This window comes from Streptomyces sp. NPDC090108, from assembly GCF_044747185.1.
In the GTDB taxonomy this organism is placed as follows: Bacteria; Actinomycetota; Actinomycetes; order Streptomycetales; family Streptomycetaceae; genus Streptomyces.
In genome coordinates this window covers 807,871-824,440 of record NZ_JBIVDQ010000002.1, presented here as the reverse complement: position 1 = coordinate 824,440, position 16,570 = coordinate 807,871, and the positions used below count along the sequence as shown (strand labels likewise).

At 75.0% G+C, this 16,570-nt stretch carries 12 protein-coding genes; 7 read left to right on the top strand and 5 right to left on the bottom strand.

Going from position 1 to position 16,570, the window contains the following annotated elements; genetic code table 11:
• The first annotated feature begins 273 nt into the window (after positions 1-273).
• The 3 genes from ACIPRD_RS08715 (at position 274) to ACIPRD_RS08705 (ending at position 3,840) form a co-directional block, all read left to right on the top strand.
• A complete protein-coding gene (locus ACIPRD_RS08715) occupies positions 274-1,893 on the top strand; it encodes a purine-cytosine permease family protein (RefSeq protein ID WP_401561316.1) in 1,620 nt (539 codons plus the stop codon).
• The gene (locus ACIPRD_RS08710) at positions 1,890-2,561 is read left to right on the top strand and encodes a cyclase family protein (protein WP_401561314.1); all 672 of its coding nucleotides are present in this window, start codon (positions 1,890-1,892) and stop codon (positions 2,559-2,561) included. Before ACIPRD_RS08715 ends, ACIPRD_RS08710 begins: the two co-directional genes overlap by 4 nt.
• 109 nt (positions 2,562-2,670) lie before the next feature.
• Positions 2,671-3,840: a lactate 2-monooxygenase gene (locus ACIPRD_RS08705; protein WP_356408969.1), complete on the top strand. Its 1,170-nt coding sequence runs from the start codon at positions 2,671-2,673 to the stop codon at positions 3,838-3,840.
• A gap of 82 nt (positions 3,841-3,922) precedes the next feature.
• Here ACIPRD_RS08705 and ACIPRD_RS08700 read toward each other — a convergent pair whose 3' ends face one another.
• The 3 genes from ACIPRD_RS08700 to ACIPRD_RS08690 all read right to left on the bottom strand — a co-directional run bounded on the left by ACIPRD_RS08700 (position 3,923) and on the right by ACIPRD_RS08690 (position 6,532).
• A complete protein-coding gene (locus ACIPRD_RS08700; RefSeq protein WP_401561311.1) occupies positions 3,923-5,698 on the bottom strand; it encodes an RICIN domain-containing protein in 1,776 nt (591 codons plus the stop codon).
• 213 nt (positions 5,699-5,911) lie between these two features.
• Positions 5,912-6,289, bottom strand: coding sequence for a toxin Doc (locus ACIPRD_RS08695; RefSeq protein WP_356408975.1), 378 nt, complete (start codon positions 6,287-6,289; stop codon positions 5,912-5,914).
• Positions 6,290-6,292: 3 nt separating this feature from the next.
• A complete protein-coding gene (locus tag ACIPRD_RS08690) occupies positions 6,293-6,532 on the bottom strand; it encodes a hypothetical protein (RefSeq protein WP_401561308.1) in 240 nt (79 codons plus the stop codon).
• 244 nt (positions 6,533-6,776) lie between these two features.
• On the opposite strand from ACIPRD_RS08690, the gene ACIPRD_RS08685 reads away from it, so the two are divergent.
• Positions 6,777-8,405 carry a multicopper oxidase family protein gene (locus tag ACIPRD_RS08685; protein WP_401561306.1) on the top strand — a complete coding sequence of 543 codons (1,629 nt, stop codon included), beginning with the start codon at positions 6,777-6,779 and terminating at the stop codon, positions 8,403-8,405.
• Between the two features lie 256 nt (positions 8,406-8,661).
• Complete coding sequence (locus tag ACIPRD_RS08680; protein ID WP_356408984.1) at positions 8,662-11,058, top strand: SpoIIE family protein phosphatase; 2,397 nt, start codon at positions 8,662-8,664, stop codon at positions 11,056-11,058.
• On the opposite strand, the gene ACIPRD_RS08675 is transcribed toward ACIPRD_RS08680, so the two are convergent.
• A complete protein-coding gene (locus ACIPRD_RS08675; RefSeq protein WP_356408987.1) occupies positions 11,052-11,600 on the bottom strand; it encodes an RNA polymerase sigma factor in 549 nt (182 codons plus the stop codon). The two genes, ACIPRD_RS08680 and ACIPRD_RS08675, sit on opposite strands and share 7 nt — an antisense overlap.
• A 47-nt stretch (positions 11,601-11,647) precedes the next feature.
• On the opposite strand from ACIPRD_RS08675, the gene ACIPRD_RS08670 reads away from it, so the two are divergent.
• Positions 11,648-13,051 carry a serine/threonine-protein kinase gene (locus ACIPRD_RS08670; protein ID WP_401561302.1) on the top strand — a complete coding sequence of 468 codons (1,404 nt, stop codon included), beginning with the start codon at positions 11,648-11,650 and terminating at the stop codon, positions 13,049-13,051.
• 159 nt (positions 13,052-13,210) lie between these two features.
• Positions 13,211-13,924 (top strand): DUF4232 domain-containing protein, encoded by a 714-nt coding sequence (locus ACIPRD_RS08665; RefSeq protein ID WP_401561299.1) that lies wholly within the window; start codon positions 13,211-13,213, stop codon positions 13,922-13,924.
• Between the two features lie 86 nt (positions 13,925-14,010).
• Here ACIPRD_RS08665 and ACIPRD_RS08660 read toward each other — a convergent pair whose 3' ends face one another.
• Positions 14,011-16,176, bottom strand: a complete 2,166-nt coding sequence (locus ACIPRD_RS08660) for an RICIN domain-containing protein (RefSeq protein ID WP_401561297.1) — start codon at positions 16,174-16,176, stop codon at positions 14,011-14,013.
• Positions 16,177-16,570 lie beyond the last annotated feature (394 nt).

Genomic DNA, 16,570 nt, shown 5'->3' with positions numbered 1-16,570 from the left:
GTTCATCCACGCGAAGTCCGCGGCCTCCGCGGGCGACTTCGGCGCGGGAGGGCCCGGCCCGTGGCCGCCCGCCGGGCCAGTGGCCGTTTCCTCCACCGGTGACCGGGAAGATGGACGAAACATCCTCTGGCCGCCGGCATCGCGGGCGCCGTACCTTCGGCAGATCTTTCCAGGACGTGACCTCCTCCGCCGCGCATCCCCGTGGCGGCGGCGGCCGTTCACCACCCTCGCGCCATCAAGCGCTCCACGCCGCGACCCTCGCCGGAGCCCCCGTTGACCTCACAGCTGCCCGAATCCCCGACCGCCCCACCCGCCGACTCCCCCACCGCGCCGCCTCCGTCCCTCACCGAGGTGGAGCCCTACGGCGTGGAGCGCATCCCCGACGCGGAGCGCACCGCGACCCCGCTCGACCTCTTCCGGGTCGCCTTCGGTGGCGCCAACACCTTCTCCACCTGCGTCCTCGGCGCCTTCCCGATCCTGTTCGGGCTCTCCTTCTGGCAGGGCCTCGCGGCGACCTTGCTCGGCGTGGTGGCGGGCGCGCTGATCCTGTGTCCGATGGCGGTGTTCGGCCCGGTCAACGGCACCAACAACGCCGTCGCCTCCTCCGCGCACCTGGGTGTGCACGGCCGTGTGGTCGGCTCGTTCCTCTCGCTGCTGACGGCGATCGCGTTCTTCTCCATCTCGGTGTGGAGCTCGGGCGACGCCCTGGTCGGCGGCGCGCACCGGCTGTTCGGCCTGGAGCGCAGCACGCCGTCGTACGTCGTGGCGTACGCGCTGTTCGCGGGGCTGGTGCTCGCGGTGTGCGTCTACGGCTTCCGTTTCATGCTCTTCGTCAACAAGATCGCCGTGGCCTCGGCGACGGTGCTGTTCCTGCTCGGCGCCGTCGCCTTCGCCGGTGACTTCGACCCGTCGTACGCCGGGATCTTCACGGCCCACGCGGACGCGGCGACGCAGTCGATGTTCTGGCCGTCGTTCATCGGCGCGGCCCTCATCGTGCTGTCCAACCCGGTGTCGTTCGGCGCGTTCCTCGGGGACTGGGCCCGCTACATCCCGGCGGACACCCCGCGCCGCAAGGTCGTGGGCGCCGCGTTCCTCTCCCAGATCGCGACCCTGCTGCCGTTCGTCTTCGGCCTGGCGACCGCGAGCATCATCGCGGCGAAGGCGCCGAAGTACGTCGACCCGGCCGCGCCGGACTTCGTCGGCGGTCTGCTGGCGATCTCGCCGAGCTGGTTCTTCCTGCCGGTGTGTCTGCTCGCGCTGATCGGCGGCATGTCCACCGGCACCACCTCGCTGTACGGCACCGGCCTGGACTTCTCGTCGGTGTTCCCGAAGCTGTCCCGGGTGCAGGCGACTCTGCTGGTCGGCGTGCTGTCCATCGCGTTCATCTTCATCGGCCGGTTCGGCCTCGACCTCGTGCAGTCGATCTCCACGTTCGCCACGATGATCATCACCTGCACCACCCCGTGGATGATCGTGATGATGCTCGGCTTCTGGACCCGGCGCGGCTGGTACGACCCGGACGCGCTCCAGGTCTTCAACCGCCGCCAGCGCGGCGGCCGTTACTGGTTCGCCCATGGATGGAACTGGCGCGGCATGACCGCCTGGTGGGTGTCGGCGGTGATCGGCGTGCTGTTCACGGACATCCCGGGCCAGTTCGTCGGACCGCTCGGCGACCTGGCGGGCGGCGTCGACATCAGCCTGCCGCTGTCGCTCGCGGTGGCCGCGGTGCTGTTCCTGTCGCTGCTGTGGCTGTTCCCCGAACCGCGGGCCGCGTACGGGCCCGAGGGCGCCCGGCTGGCCCGTACGGTCGACGTGCCCGTGCCCCCGATCACCGGCCCCGGCGCGGACGCCGCGCAGGTGGCGCCCGCGCTCGCCGCGGAGGCCGGCCGGTGAGCGCCTGGCTGGACCTGTCGGTGCCCGTCGTCACCGGGATGCCGGTGTACCCGGGCGACCCCGAGGTCACCGTCTCCCCCGCCCTGCACGCCGGGGACGACGGTGTGAACGTCCTGAGTCTGCACCTGGGTTCGCAGTCCGGGACCCATGTCGACGCCCCCTACCACGTGGACGACGCGTGGCCCCGGCTGGACGAGTTGCCGCTGGAGCTGTTCGCGGGTCCCGCGGTGGTCGCCGACGTACGGGGGCTGGCGCCCAGGGCGCCGGTCACGCCCGGACTGCTGGCGCCGGCGCTGGACGCCCTCGCCGCCGCGCCGGGCTCGATGCTGCTGCTGGTGACCGGCTGGTCGCGGCACTGGGGCACGCCGGAGTACCTGGCCCACCCCTGGCTCACCCCGGAGGCGGCCCGCGCCGTCGCGGACGCGGGGGTGCGCACGGTGGCCGTCGACGCGCTGAGTGTCGACCCGACGCCCGAACCGGGTGACACCGGGGCGGACTTCGGGCTGCCGGCCCACCGGGTGCTGTGCGGCGCGGGCGGGGTGATCGCCGAGAACCTCACCGGGCTGGACCGGTTGGTGGGGGCGCGGGAGGTCGAGGTGTTCCTCTTCCCGCTGCGGCTTCCGGGGGCGGACGGGGCCCCCGTGCGGGCGGTCGCCCGAACCGCCTGACACCGCACGCGGTTTCCGTCCGCCGGACATGGACGGTGGACGGGACCGCGGCCGGGGGCGAGGATCGACGCCGCGGGGCGGGTTCGACGACGAGAGGCGGTACGCACGGATGGCGAAGCACTGGGCCGACTTCCAGTACGAGATCTATCTGAACGGGATGGCGGGGACCGTGCCGCGGCTGCCCACCGACCTCACCCGGCTGGAGGAGCTGACCGAACAGCGGCTCGGCCCCGGCCCGGTGGGGTACGTGGCCGGCAGCGCCGGGGACGGCAGCACCGCGCGGGCCAACCGCGCGGCCCTGGAGCGGCGGCGGATCGTCCCGCGCATGCTGCGGGACGTGAGCGAACGGGACCTGTCCGTCGAGGTGCTGGGCCGCCCGCTGAACGCGCCGCTGGCGCTGGCTCCGGTGGGCGTGCTGTCGATCATGCACCCGGAGGCCGAACTCGCCGCCGCCCGGGCCGCGGCCGCGCAGGGCGTTCCGTACACCCTCTCCTCCGCCTCCAGCACGCCGATGGAGCAGGTGGCGGAGGCGATGGGGGACGCCGAGCGGTGGTTCCAGCTCTACTGGGGCAAGGACCGTGAGGTGACGCGGAGTTTCCTGGCCCGCGCGAAGGCGTGCGGGTTCACCGTGCTGGTCGTCACCCTGGACACCCCGCTGCTGGCGTGGCGGCCGCGCGACCTGGACCAGGCGTACCTGCCGTTCCTGCACGGGGTGGGCACCGCCAACTACTTCACCGATCCGGCCTTCCTGGCGGGCCTCGCCAAGCCCGTCCACGAGGACCCGAACGCGGCCGTCCTGCACTTCCTCGGCCTGTTCGGGGACGCCGGTCACACGTGGCCCGACCTCGCGTTCGTCCGGGAGCACTGGGACGGGCCGATCGTCCTCAAGGGCGTCCTGCACCCCGACGACGCCCGGCTCGCCGCCGACGCGGGCGTGGACGGGGTCGTGGTCTCCAACCACGGCGGGCGCCAGGTGGCCGGGTCCGTGGCGGCGGCGGACGCGCTCCCCCGGGTCGCCCAGGCCGTCGGCGACCGCCTGACCGTCCTCTTCGACAGCGGTGTCCGCACCGGCGCCGACGTCTTCAAGGCCCTGGCCCTCGGCGCCCGCGCGGTCCTGCTCGGCCGGCCGTACGTGTACGGGCTCGGTCTCGACGGACAGCCGGGCGTGGAGCACGTCGTCCGGTGCGTCCTCGCGGAACTCGACCTGACCCTCGCCCTGTCCGGCCACCGCACACCGGCGACGGTCACGGCGGACGACCTCGCGGACGACCCCGCCTGAGGCCGCGCGCGCTGTCGGCGTGCGCCGCCTCACCGGAGGGGCCGGGGGCGGGGACGGCCCCGGCCCCTCGGCCCGCCCCGGGTCAGGCCCCCCGCCCCGTCTCCGGCACGGACGCGGTCCGCGCGGGGTGGCCGTCGCCGACGACCGACAGCGGGGCCGGGTCCCCCGGCGGGGTGTCGGCCTGCCAGTGCTGGTCGGCCGAACGGTCCCGGGCCGTCACGACGATGTCCGCGCCGGGGGACGTGCCGGTGGCCGCGAGCGCGAGCGTGGGATCCCAGCGGGGCAGCAACTCGCCCTGCACGGTGAGGTCGTACCGCACGTCGTCGCCCCGTGCGCTGCCGGTGTCGGCGCAGACGCCGAGGATCACGACGGCCGCGTCGGCGCGCGAGTCCAGGCACAGCCCTGAGTCGGCCATGCTGTGCAGCAGCCCGTCGGCGTCGTACATCCACTGCTGGGTCTCCGCACCCGAACAGGTCGCGAGGAGGACGCCCGCACCGGCCTCGGGCTGTCCCTTGATGTCCAGGCACAGGTCGGCCGCGGTGTCGTGCAGCCGGGTCGCCCGCCCGGCGACCGGCAGGCCGGCCGGGCCGGACACCGGACCGGGGGTCCGGTCCGAGGGGGAGCGGACGTCGGTGCCGGAGGCGTCGGCCGAAGGCGACGGGGCGCCGGCGGCGGTGACCGGCTCGGCCTGGGCCCCCGTGCGGGGCCAGACACCGACGGCGAGCACCGTCACGAGCAGCCCCGCGGACGCGAGGCCCGCGCCGGTGAGCAGCGCCCTGGAGGAGAGACCTGGACCCTCGGCACGGCGGTCCTGCGTGAACGTCCGGCCGAGGCCGCCGAACGCGCCGCCGCCCCTTCTGCGCCGGCCCGGGGCGGTGTCCTCGGAGAGCGCCCCGGTCCCCGGGTCCTCCCTCCGCCGGCCGCCGCGCCCGGCACCGCCCACCGGCAGTCCGGTCCCGCCGCCACCCCGCCGGCGGCCGCCGGAGCGCCGGGCGGCGGTACGGGAGCCGGCCGCGGCCGGGCGGGGGCGGCCGGGGCGGGAGTCGACGTAGCGGTGGGCACCCCAGCCGAGGACGGCCTCGGCGATCAGGATGCCGAGGCCGGTGTCGATCTGGCCGAGCTGTTCGGCGGCGAACCGGCAGTAGGAGCAGGCGGCGAGGTGCTCCCGGACGTCGGGCAGCAGTTCACCGCCCCGGCGGATCGGCACGTCGAGGAGGCGGTTGTAGTGGCGGCATTCGCCGCTGGGGGCGAGTTCCCGGTGGGCGCGGACGCAGCCCTCCCGGAATCGCTCGCGGGCTTCCTCGCGCGCGGCCGCCGCGTTGTCGGCGTCGAGGCCGAGGAGCGCGGCGGGGAAGCTCACCGGTTCGGCGTCGACCTCGGTGTGCCACAGCAGGGTCCGGCCGAGGAGGGGGAGGTTGAGGAAGGAGCGCTCGGCGAGGGCGCGGTTCTCCGGTATCAGCGACCTGGCGGTGTGCATGCCGCGGCCGCCGGCGGGATCGTCCAGGCCGGGCAGGGCGGCGGCCACGCTCGGGGTGGCGGCCCAGTCGAGGACCGTGTCCCGGACGGCGACCAGCAGCCGGGGCCGCAGCGCCTCGGCGGGTTCGCCGAGGGCGATCCGGTCCAGCACCTGGTGGAACGCGGCGCCGGTGACCATGTGGGCGAGCGGTCCCGGCGCGGCCAGGCAGATGACGGCGTACTCGTGCGCGGGCTGCCAGTGCCGGGCCATCAGCAGCGCGGTGGACCGGGACGCCTCCGCGTCGGAACCGGCGCGCAGCGGGGCGGCGAGGGAGTCGTCGGACTCTCCGGGGTCACCGCCGGGGAGCGGGAAGGCGGGACCGGGAGGATGGGGGGTGGACACTCGGCGGATTCCTTTGGCGCGGGTGGTGCGTGTGGTGCGGGTGCTGCGAGTGCCGGGCCGGTGCGCCGGCGCGGGACCCCGGGGACGGGCGCGCCGGGAGCGGATGTCACCGGTGCCGGGTCGATCCTTCCTCAACTGCCGCGTGAGCGCGGCCCCTTACCCCCGCACGGGGAGGGCAACACTCGCACAGTTCCCACACGAGCAACAAGGCCGTCAGATCTGCCAGGACCGGAGCAGGCCGGCGGCGCCGTACACATCGGTCCGGCCGGCGACGATGTCGCGGGCGAGTCCGACCAGGGCGCCGGGGGGCGGATCGGTGGCGACGCCGCAGGCCGCGAGGTAGGCCACGGCGGTGGCGCAGGCGAAGCGGGTGTTGGCGGCGGGCAGCGGCCGCAGCACGGCGAGGGTGTGCAGGAGGGCGGCGGCCCGCCAGGCGGGGTCGGAGGACACGCCGAGGCGGGGCGGGTCGACCCGGTGCCGGGCGACGGCGGCGACCAGCGCGGAGAAGTCGTCCACGGCGGGCTGGTGGGGCAGGACCTCCTCGTGGCGCTGGAGCAGCCACGGCACGTCGATGTGGAGGACGGGGGACATCGCTCAGGCGGCCTCGCCCTCGGCGCCCGGTTCGTCGTCCGGGAACGCCGCGGCGAACTCCTCGGCGTGGGCGGCGAAGAACCGGCGGAAGGCCTCCGCGCCTTCCTCCAGGGCGCGGTGCCGGGCGATGTCGGCGGCGGCCGCCTCGCGTACGAGGGCCTTCATCGAGGTACCGCGCTCCTTGGCGATCCGCCGCAGGTCCTCGAGTTCCCGCTCGCTGAACTCCACATTGAGAGCTGGCATGCCATCACGGTACCGCGCGGGTACTTACCCGTAAATACCGCCAGGTCACACGCCATTTCGGAAGGTACCCGAGCGAGAGGAGCCGGGCCTTGCGGCGGGTCCGCGCACGCCACAGGGCGCCGGGTCGCCGCACGCCGGCCACCGCCGCCCTTCGCGCCGTTCCACCCGCCTCCCGGACCCGTGATCACCAGACGCGCCGCCGTAGATCCATCACATATCACCACAAAACGTGTCTTATTTCTTTATGCACACACCTTCGCGGCGTACCCTGCTCCGAGCCCCGATCGCTGCCGCAGGCGCGGGACTCCTCGCTGCCTGCACCGAGACCGGCTCTGACTCACCCTCCGGCCCGCAGCACGCACCGGTGGTCGAGGGGGACTTCGTTCCCCCCGGGCCCAAGGGATACGTACTGCCATCGGGCCCGGAGGTCCGTGCGGCCGAGCGCAGGCGGGGATCGGGCCGGGTCCGCATGATGAAGTTGACCGCGGGTGTCAGCACGCTGGACCTGGGCGGGCGGCAGGTGCGGACCTGGGCCTACCACGATTCGCTCCCCGGCCCCCTGGTGCGCGTGACCGCCGGTGACGTCCTGAGCCTGACCCTCTCCAACCGGCTGCCGGCCACCACCACGCTCCACTCGCACGGCATCCGCCTGCGCTGCGACATGGACGGCGTGCCGGGGCTGACGCAGCGGGAGATCCCGTCCGGGTCCGACTTCAATTACCGCTTCACGGTCCCGCATCCGGGCACCTACCTGATCCACTCCCATGTCGGGATGCAGCCCGACCGCGGCCTGTACGCGGCGTTCGTCGTCGACGACCCCAAGGAGCGCCTGGCGTACGACAAGGAGTGGATCGTCGTCCTGGACGACTGGCTGGACGGCGTGGACAGCTCCACCCCCGACAAGGTGCTCGACCAGCTCAAGCCCGGTGTGGGCGGCGGCATGGACATGGGGATGGGGATGGGCATGGGCCCCGCGGGAGGCGGCTCGGCGAGCCCGCACGCCTCGCACTCCCACAAGGCGGCCCCGGCCGGTCCGGACCGCCGGCTGCGCCGCTCCTTCAGCCGGCTGCTGCACTCGGAGGCGGGCAGCGTCGACTTCCCGTTCTACCTCGCCAACGGCCGCACCCCGAGCCACCCCACGATGTTCCGCTGCCGCCCCGGCGACCGCGTCAGGATCCGCTTCATCAACGCCGGCTCCGACACCGCCTTCCGGGTCGCGCTCGGCGGCCACAGCATGACCGTCACCCACACCGACGGCTACCCCGTGGTGCACCGGCAGACCGACGCCCTGATCATCGGCATGGCCGAGCGCTACGACGTCATCGTCACCGCCAAGGACGGCGTGTTCCCCCTCGTGGCCCTGGCCGAGGGCAAGACCGGCCAGGCCATGGCGGTGCTGCGCACGGACAAGGGAAGAACCGTTCCGCCTGCCACCGTCCGCCCGGCCGAGCTCGACGGACAGCTGGTGCTCGCGCGGCGCCTGGAGCCCGACCCGTCCGTGGCCCTGCCCGAGCGGGAACCGGACCGTCAGCTGCGCATCAGGGTCACCGGCGGCATGGAGAAGTACGACTGGGGCTTCGACCACCAGGCGTACGACGTGCGCCAGCGGCACCCCATCCGCGCCGGCGAACGGGTACGGCTCACCCTCATCAACGCCACCGACATGTGGCACCCCCTGCATCTGCACGGGCACACCTACGCCCTCGCCGGGCTGGACTCCGCCGGCGCGCGCAAGGACACCGCGATCGTCCTGCCCCACCGCAAGCTGGTGGTGGACTTCGACGCCGACAACCCGGGGCTGTGGATGCTGCACTGTCACAACCAGTACCACTCGGAGGGCGGCATGATGACCGTTCTCGGCTACCACACCTGACGTACCGTACCGGCGGCGGACCCGGGCGACGGCGTCCCGCGTCCCCCTCCCGGTCCCCCGCCGGACCTGCGGAGCAACGGCAACCGCGCTCCGCCCGGGCTTTCCTGAACAGTTGTCAGCGCGGAGGCCGCGCCTTCCGGCCGAACCCGGGAGGGCGGCCCGGCCGCCGGGGCCGTCGTCCGCGCGCACACGGGACGCACTAGGCTGGAGCCCGTGGTGCGCCTGTTAACCCTGTGTGCTCTTGGGAGTGGCGACGATGAGCCGGGTCCATCCGTTCGACGAAACGGCCACAGCCCTGGCCGTCATCGGTGACGACGGAACGCTGCTGGAGTGGAGCGAGGGCGCCCGACGCCTGCTCGGCCACCCGGCCGACGCCGTCGTGGGCCGTCCCGCGGCCGAACTGCTCGCCGTGGACGGCCCCGCCCCCGTGCCCGCCGGCACGCGGTGGCAGGGGACGGTCCCGCTGCGGCACCGGGACGGCCGCAGCGTCCCCGTGCGACTGCTCGCGCACCGCAGGGCGGCGCGCGGCGGACGCCCCGGCGACTGGGTCGTGGTCACCGCGCCGGAGCGGCGGGAGCCGGACGGCGGGGACGACCCGCTGATCCGGGCCGCCCTGCTCCAGTCGCCGTGCCCCGTCGCCGTGTTCGACGAACGGCTCCGGCTGCGCAGCACGAACGACGCCATGGCCGCGATCCTCGGCCTGCCCGGGGACATGGCCAGGGGACTGCGGATCACGGAGACGGCCGGGCGCCCGGAGAGCGAGGACCTGGAGCGGGCCATGCTCCAGGTCCTGGAGACCGAACGCCCTCTGGACGTGCAGACGTTCGTCCGCACCGGCGGGGAGGAACGGCCGCACGCGTGGCTCGCCCGGATGGCGCCGGTCACCGACGACACCGGCACGGTGCGCGGGGTGTGCCTGGCCGTGCACGACATCACCGAGATCCACCAGGCCCGCCAGCGGCTCCAGCTGGTGAACGAGGCGAGCATGCGGATCGGCTCCACCCTCGACATCACCCGCACGGCCCAGGAACTGGCCGACGTGTGCGTGCCGGTGCTCGCCGACTTCGTGACCGTCGACCTGCTGGACCCCGAGGAGTACGGGGGCGAACCCCCCGCCCGGGTCACGGCACCGGTCGGCCTGCGCCGCGTCGCCCAGCAGTCGGTGCTGCCCGGTGTCCCGGAGGCGGTGACCGAGCCCGGCAGGTCCGAGGTCTACCCGGAGGGCTCCCCGCAGGCGGACTCGCTGACCGCGGGCCGCACGATCCTGGCCGAGGTCCCCCCGGGCCGGGTGCACGAGTGGCTGGACTGGGACAGCGCGCGGGGGCGGAGGGTACGGGAGTTCGGGATGCACGCCTCGATGTCCGTGCCGATCCAGGCGCGCGGGCTGGTGCTCGGGGTGGCGGTCCTCACCCGGCACCGGCGCCCGGACCCGTTCACGGCGGACGACATCCTGCTGGCCGAGGAGATCACCACCCGCGCCGCCGTCTGCATCGACAACGCCCGCCGCTACTCGCGCGAGCGCGACACCGCGCTCGCGCTGCAGCGCAGCCTGCTCCCCCGCAACCTCCCGCGCACGGCGGCCCTGGAGGCCGCCTCCCGGTATCTGCCGGCCTGTGCGGGGGTGGGCGGTGACTGGTTCGACGTGATCCCGCTGTCCGGGATGCGGGTCGCGATGGCCGTCGGCGACGTCATCGGACACGGCATCCAGGCCTCCGCGGCCATGGGCCGGCTGCGCACGGCGGTCCGTACGCTCGCGGACATCGACCTGGCCCCGGACGAACTCCTCACCCACCTGGACGACCTGGTGGTCACCCTGTCCGAGGAGTCCGGCGGCGAGGGGAGCCCCGGCGAGGTCGGCGCCACCTGTCTGTACGCCGTGTACGACCCTGTCTCGCGGCGCTGCGCCGTGGCCCGGGCGGGGCATCCGCCGCCCGTGATGGTGCCCCCGGGCGGCGAGCCGCGGCTGCTCGACGTGCCGGCCGGTCCCGCGCTGGGCGTCGGCGGCCTGCCGTTCGAGTCGGTCGAGGTGGAACTGCCGGAGGGGACCGTCCTCGCCCTGTACACGGACGGTCTGACGGAGTGCCGGCAGAGCGCCGGGGCACCGGTCGAGGAACTGCTGTTCCGGGCGCTCGGGGCACACACCGAGTCCCTGGAGGACGCCTGCGACCGTGTCCTGCGCACCATGCTGCCGGTGGCCGGTGACGCCGACGACGACGTGGCGCTGCTGCTGGCCCGCACCCAGGGACTGTCCGCCTCCCAGGTGGCGACGTGGGACATCCCCGCCGATCCGGCGCTGGTCGCGCCGATCCGCAAGCAGGTCGTGGCGCAGCTGGAACGCTGGTCGCTGAGCGACCTGTCGTTCACGGCGGAGCTGGTGGTGAGCGAGCTGGTCACCAACGCCATCCGGTACGGGGCGCGCCCGATCCGGCTGCGGCTGATACAGGACGGGACCACCCTGATCTGCGAGGTGTCCGACACGAGCCACACCGCGCCGCACCTGAGGCGGGCCAAGATCTTCGACGAGGGCGGCCGGGGACTGCTCCTCGTCGCTCAGCTCACGCAGCGCTGGGGCAGCAGGCACACCGCCGACGGCAAGACGATCTGGGCGGAACTGTCGTCACCGGACGGGGAGCCGGCGGCCGACGGTCAGTAGCCGCGCAGCCAGGGCCTGACCTGTCTGCGGGCCTCGTGCAGGCGTGACTTCAGCGTGCCGAGCGGGATCCCGGCGCGCTCGGCCGCCTCGGCGTACTCCAGCTGGCAGATGTCCCGGTACACCAGCGGCGCGACGAGGTGCGGATGCTCGCGCTCCAGCCGCTCCAGCGCCTCCAGCAGATCGACGCGGGAGCCGGCGATGACGCTGGTCGTGCGCGGATCGGCGGGCTCGTCGGACGCGGCGGACGCGGGCTGTTCGGCGGCCCGCCGCTTCAGCTCGCGGTACTTCTGCCGGCAGCAGTTGGAGACCACCGTGTACAGCCAGGTGCTGAAGCGGCTGCGGCCCTCGAAGGCGGTGATGTGCCGGGCCACCTGGAGCAGCACGTCCTGTGCGGCCTCCTCGGCGTCCTCACGGCAGGGCAGGAAACGTCCGCAGCGGCGCAGCACCTCCGGCCGCAGCCCGGCCAGCAGCCGGTCCAGTGCCTCCGCCTCGCCCGCGGCGGCCCGCCGGGCGAGGTCCTCCGCCGTCGCCTCGTCCTGCACGCCGGTGTCCCCCTCGGAGCCGATCTCAGGGCAGGCATGATAGTCGTATGCAGCCTCTGGAGCGGATCGGCCGCTACCGCCCGCGGCGCCGCCTGGGTGCCGGTGCCTTCGCGACGGTGTGGCTCGCCCACGACGACGAACTCCAGGCTCCGGTGGCGGTGAAGGTCCTCGCCGAGAACTGGTCGCACCGGCTCGACGTCCGCGAACGCTTCCTGTCCGAGGCGCGGCTGCTGCGCAGAGCCGGCTCCAGCCGGGTGGTGCAGGTCTACGACATCGGCGAACTCCCGGACGGGAGGCCGTACTTCGTCATGGAGTACGCCGACGGCGGCACGCTCGCGGAGCTGGCGGCCGGCGGCGCGCTCCCCGTGTCCGAGGCCCTCGGCCTGACCGCGCTGGCGGCACGGGGCGCCGCGGCGCTGCACGAGGCGGGGATCGTGCACCGCGACATCAAGCCGACCAACGTGCTGCTGCACACCGCCCCGGACGGCGGGCGGCGGGTGCTCCTGGCCGACCTGGGGCTGGCCAAGAGCCTCGCGCAGGCCTCGGCGCTGACCCTCGCCGCGGGGTCGGCCGGCTACCAGGCGCCCGAGCAGGCCGAACCCGGGGCGGGCGTCGACGCGCGCGCGGACGTCTACAGTCTGGGCGCGGTCGGGTACGAGCTGGTCACCGGGAGCGTGCCGGGGGCGCCCGGGAAGGCCGTACCGCCCCGCGTGCTGCGGCCGGACCTCGGCGAGGACGTGGAGCGGGCCCTGCTGCGCGCCCTGGAGCCGGACCGTGAGCGGCGCTGGCCGAGCGCGCGGGCGTTCGCGGACGAGCTGGAGCGCCTCGCCGCGGCCCAGGGCGCCCGGCGTCCGCGGCGGTCCGCCGGGCCGCGGAACCGGTCCCGCGGGGTGGCCCTGGCCGTCGCCGCCGCGGTGGCCGCGGCGCTCGCCGCCGGGGCGGTGACGCTGCTGCCGCACCGGGCCGCGCGGGCGACGACCGCCCGGGTGACGGACTCGACCGGCCGGGTGAGCGTGGAGGTGCCCGCGGGCTGGGCGCGTGAGCTGCGCGGCTCCGGCTGGGACCCGGCGGCGCTCGGGCTGCCGGCCGGGCACGGACCGGGACTGGTCGTCGCCGACGATCTGGCCGCCTGGTCCGACCTCGGGCGCGCGGCCTCCGGCGTGTTCGTCGGGGCCGGCACGGACGGCGGCGACCTGGCGGCCCGGGTCGCCGCGCTCACCCATCCCGGCTGCCGCGCCGCGGCCGGTCACGCCTTCACGGGCGGCGGCTGGCGGGGCACCGTGCGCGCCTGGACGCATTGCCCGGACGGCGGCACGGTCACGGAGTCCGCGCTGCGCCCCGCGCACGGCGGCACCGGGATCCAGGTGTACGTCCAGGTCCGCCGGCGGGGGGACGACGACCGTGAGGGTGACCCCACCGACGCCGTCCTCCGCTCACTGCGCGTCACCTGAACGGCCAGGACGTGGGCCGGCGGCCCGGACGGGGAAAAGAAGTCCCGTACGGTCCGAACTTTTCCGGCGCAGCGTGCATCGGAACGTGGTGAGGGCGCACCCGGCGCCTTCAGGCACGTGCGAGCCGCGTGCCGTGAACCTCCAGGAATGGTGAGCGACATGGCGTACTCATCCCGGTCCACACGGCGCGGGGTCCTGCTCACGGGCGCGGTCGCCGTGCTGGGCCTGCTGTCCGCCTGCGGCGACGGCCACGACGTGAGCGCCGAACCGGCGAAGAGGGTGACCGGTACGGCGGCCCCGGCGGCCGAGTCCCCGCAGGGGTCCACCCCCTCCGCGTCCGCCGCGGCGACGGCACCGTCGGGCAGGACGCCGTCCTCCGGCGCGGCCCAGGCCGCCTCCCCGCGCGCCACGGGCACCGGCGCCACCTCCGGCACCGGCGCGAAACCCGCGGCGAGCACCCGGTGCCACACCTCCGAACTGCGCGCCTCGGTCGGCCGCAACGACCCGGGGGCCGGCCAGGAGAACTTCCCGGTCGTGCTCACCAACAGGTCCGGCCGCGTCTGCACCCTGCACGGCTTCCCGGGCGCGGCGTTCGTGAACGGCTCGGGCGGACAGCTCGGCGCGGACCCCAAGCGCTCCTCCGGCGCGCCGGTGACGGTCACGCTGCGGCCGGGGCAGAGCGCCTGGGCGGGTCTGACCTTCTCCAACCCGGAGATCAGCGGCGCGAAGGCAGCCACACCGGCCTCTCTGCTGATCACCCCGCCGGACGAGCGCGACCATCTGAAGGTGGCGTGGGCGGCCGGCACGGTCCCCGTCTCCGGGAACTCGTCCTCCGTGTTCCTGACCGTGTTGCGGCCGGGCACCGGCCCCTGAGGCAGCGGGTGCGGCGCCCCCGTGCCCGGCGTTCCCTCCGGCGCGCCCGACGCCTCGCACCCCGGGTGCCGGGCGTCAGGGGGCGCTCAGTGGTGGCGGCCTCCGCCGTAGCCTCCGTAGCCGCCCCCGTCGTAGCCGCCTCCCCCGTAGCCTCCTCCGCCGTAGCCTCCTCCGCCGTACCCGCCGTGTCCGTACCCGCCGCCCTCGTCGCCGCCCCGGCCGCAGCGGTCGGGGTGGGCGGAGCAGTAGTCGGGCGTGGGCACGGCCGGCGGTGCGGCGGAGCCGGTGGCGCTGGGGGTGGGGGCGGGGGACGTGTGCGCGGAGGCGCTGGGCGCGGGAGGCGCCGAGGGGGCCCGGGTCGGGGACGGGCTGCCGGCCGTGTCCCAGTTGACGTTCTCCATCTGGAGCTCGGGCTTGGAGGTGTCGACGGTCCAGCGATCGGCCGCGGTCCCCGTGCGGTTCTTCAGGACCAGCGCGCCGGACCCGTCCGTGGCGGCCGGGGTGAGGGTGAGGTCCTGGTTCCAGCGGGGCACGAGGGCGCCCTGGAGCGTGAAGTCGTACCGGATGTTCCGGGCGGCCCGTCCGCCGGCCGTGCAGGGGGCGAGCCGGACCTCGTAGCCGAGGTGGGAGTCCAGGCAGAGGCCGGGGGCGGTGGTGCTGCGCAGCAGCCCGTCGTTCTCGTACGTCCACTGCTGTCCCGGGGCCGAGGAGCAGCGGGCCAGTTCGGCCTCCGTGCCCTCGGCCGCCTTGTCCCCGGCCAGCCCGATGCACAGGTCCGAGGAGACGTTGCGCAGCCGGCCGTGCAGGACGCCCTGGGCGGTGCCGCGCGTGCCGGCGGCCCAGGACGGTCCCGGCGGCGTGGCGCCGTCGCCGGTCGCGGCGGAGGCGGTGCCGCCGGGCGCGGGAGCCTGGTCCTCGCTGGAGCCGAACGCCGACCACAGGACCAGCGGCAGGGCGACGAGGCCGCTGACGGTGGCGACGGCCAGTCCGAGGTTGCGGCGCCGGGCCCGCCGGACCGCGCGGTGGACCGAGCGTGCCGCGCGTCCGGGGCCGCCGGGGGCCGCGTGGGCCGCGCTCCGGGAGCCCGCGGCCGCCGTCCCGTCACGTGGGCCGAGTTCGCCGAGCCCATCGGGTCCATCGGGTCCGTCGAGTCCGCCGAGTCCGCCGAAGTCGTCGAGCCCGTCGCGTCCGCCGCGCCCGTCGGATCCGTGGGCCGCGGCGGTCGCCGGGACGGCCTCGGGGAAGGTGCCGTCCTCGGCCCAGAAGGGGGGTGTGCGCGGCGGCGGCGGAAGGGCCGCGCCGGGGTGCCCGGCGGACGGGGTGGATGCCGGACCGGGCGTGCCGGTCACGGCGCCCGGGATGCCGTCGTAGAGGCCCGCGCCCGCGGGATCCCCGCCCGCGGCGCCGTCGGCGCGGTCCGCGCGGGACTCCCGGTACGCCTGGGCGCCCCAGCCGAGGACCGCCTCGGCGAGCGCGAGCCCGAGTCCGGCGTGGAACCGGGTGAGCTGGTCGCCGGTGCGGCGGCAGTGGCGGCACCCGGACAGGTGCGCCCCGAGATCGGGGTCGATGTCGAGGGTGCCGCGCCGGAAGGTGACGTCGAGCATGCGCAGATAGCGCCGGCACTCGGTCTCCGGGGCGAGTTCGCGGTGGGTCTGGAGGCACTCCTCGCGCAGCCTCTCGCGGGCGCGGCGGAGTTCGACCCGGATGTCCTCCTCCTCCAGTCCGAGCAGCGCGGCCGGCACGGAGAGGGGGTCGCTCTCGACCTCGATGTGCCAGAGCACGGCGCGGGAGGACTCGGGCAGGCACTGGAAGGCGCGGGACAGCAGCCGGCGGCCGGCGGGCGGGAGCAGCCGGGCCGCCGCGCGCTCGGTGCTGCCGGGGGCCGTCCGCAGCGCCGGGTGCAGAAGTCCTCTGCGGCCTTCGGGGCCCTCGCCGTCCCACTCGGCGGCGATGCGGCGGACGGCGACCAGGAGGTGGGGGCGCCAGGCGGCGGAGGGGCCCGCCTGCCTGATGGACTCACCGAACAGCCGGGTGAAGGCGGCGGTGGTGAGGATGCCGGCGGCGCGCGGTCCGTCGGTGCACAGCCGGGCGTAGGCGAAGGCCGCCTCCCAGTGCCGGTCGAGGAGTTCCCCGACGGGATGGAGCGCGGGAGTCGATCCCGTCCACTTCTTCAGTGCGGCACTGAGCTCCTGGTCGGAGGCGTCGAAAGGGCGGCCGGATGCGGAGAAATTCGAAGGGCCTGCGTCATTCACTGCTGCATTCCTCCGGACGCGACACGGATTAGTCCATACCAGTTGACATGGAACGGGGGCGTGGCATCTCGAACGTCCGCCGGGGGCAGCTCTTTTGAAGCGTGGGGGGCGTACGGGAGTGACTCGGCGCGAACTGTGGAAATGTGATTTCCCGCACGCCGACAGCGCACACTTTCGCACAGGGCGGCACAGCGGAACAAGGGATCTCCCACTTCTCCGTTTCACTCATGGGAAATCCTCTATTGACTCTTGGTCGAAAAAGCCTTCGGCTGCGCATTCGGGCCGGGGGGGGGGGGGGGGGGGGGCCCCCCCCCCCCCACCCCCCCCCCCCCAACACCCCCCCCCCCCCCCCCCCCCCCCCCCCCCCCCCCCCCCCCCCCCCCCCGCGGGGGGC